The sequence below is a fragment of the Nocardiopsis sp. FIRDI 009 genome (genome assembly GCF_003386285.1).
Taxonomy (GTDB): domain Bacteria; phylum Actinomycetota; class Actinomycetes; order Streptosporangiales; family Streptosporangiaceae; genus Nocardiopsis.
In genome coordinates this window covers 1-1233 of the sequence record NZ_QPNC01000058.1, presented here as the reverse complement: position 1 = coordinate 1233, position 1233 = coordinate 1, and the positions used below count along the sequence as shown (strand labels likewise).

Here is a 1233-nt window from a genome sequence, read left to right as displayed (position 1 = left end):
GCGAGCTGGACCCGGAGGTGTCGGCGGCGGTCGACGCCGAGCTGGAGCGCCAGCGTGACACCCTGGAGATGATCGCCTCGGAGAACTTCGCTCCGCGGGCGGTCCTTCAGGCCCAGGGCACCGTTCTGACCAACAAGTACGCCGAGGGCTACCCCGGGCGCCGCTACTACGGCGGCTGCGAGCACGTCGACGTCGTCGAGCAGCTGGCGATCGACCGCGCCAAGGCCCTGTTCGGCGCCGAGCACGCCAACGTCCAACCCCACTCGGGCGCCCAGGCCAACACGGCCGTGTACTTCGCCCTGCTCAAGCCGGGCGACACGATCCTGGGCCTGGACCTGGCCCACGGCGGGCACCTGACCCACGGCATGCGCATCAACTACTCGGGCAAGATCCTCAACGCCGTGGCCTACCACGTACGCGACCAGGACGGCACCGTCGACTACGACGAGGTCGCCGCCCTGGCCAAGGAACACCAGCCCAAGATGATCGTGGCCGGCTGGTCGGCCTACCCGCGCCAGCTCGACTTCGCCCGCTTCCGCCAGATCGCCGACTCCGTCGGCGCGCTGCTGATGGTCGACATGGCCCACTTCGCGGGCCTGGTCGCCGCCGGCGAGCACCCCAACCCGGTGCCTTATGCCGACGTGGTCACCACCACCACGCACAAGACCCTGGGCGGTCCGCGCGGCGGTCTGATCCTGGCCACCAAGGAGCTGGGCAAGAAGATCAACTCGGCGGTCTTTCCCGGGATGCAGGGCGGCCCGCTGGAGCACGTGATCGCCGCCAAGGCGGTCGCGCTCAAGGTCGCCGCCGGTGAGGAGTTCGCCGAGCGCCAGCGCCGCACGGTCGCCGGCGCCAGGCTGCTGGCCGACCGTCTGACCCGCCCGGACATGGCCCAGATCGGGGTCAGGGTGCTCTCGGGGGGCACCGACGTGCACCTGGTCCTGGTGGATCTGGTGGAGGCGCGGCTCAACGGCCAGGAGGCCGAGGACCGGCTGCACTCGGTGGGGATCACGGTCAACCGCAACGCGGTGCCCAACGACCCGCGTCCGCCGATGGTGACCTCGGGTCTGCGGATCGGCACCCCGGCGTTGGCCACGCGCGGGTTCGAGGCCGCGGACTTCACCGAGGTCGCCGACATCGTCGCCGAGGCGCTCAAGCCCGACTTCGACGCCCGGGCCCTGCGGGGTCGGGTGCGGGCTCTGACGGACAAGCACCCGCTCTACCCCAACCTGT

1 protein-coding gene is annotated in these 1233 nt (G+C 71.0%); it reads left to right on the top strand.

Going from position 1 to position 1233, the window contains the following annotated elements:
- Positions 1 to 1233, top strand: a 1233-nt coding sequence (gene glyA / locus DVR05_RS26445) for a serine hydroxymethyltransferase (RefSeq protein ID WP_232832361.1), incomplete at both ends; no start/stop codon positions are given.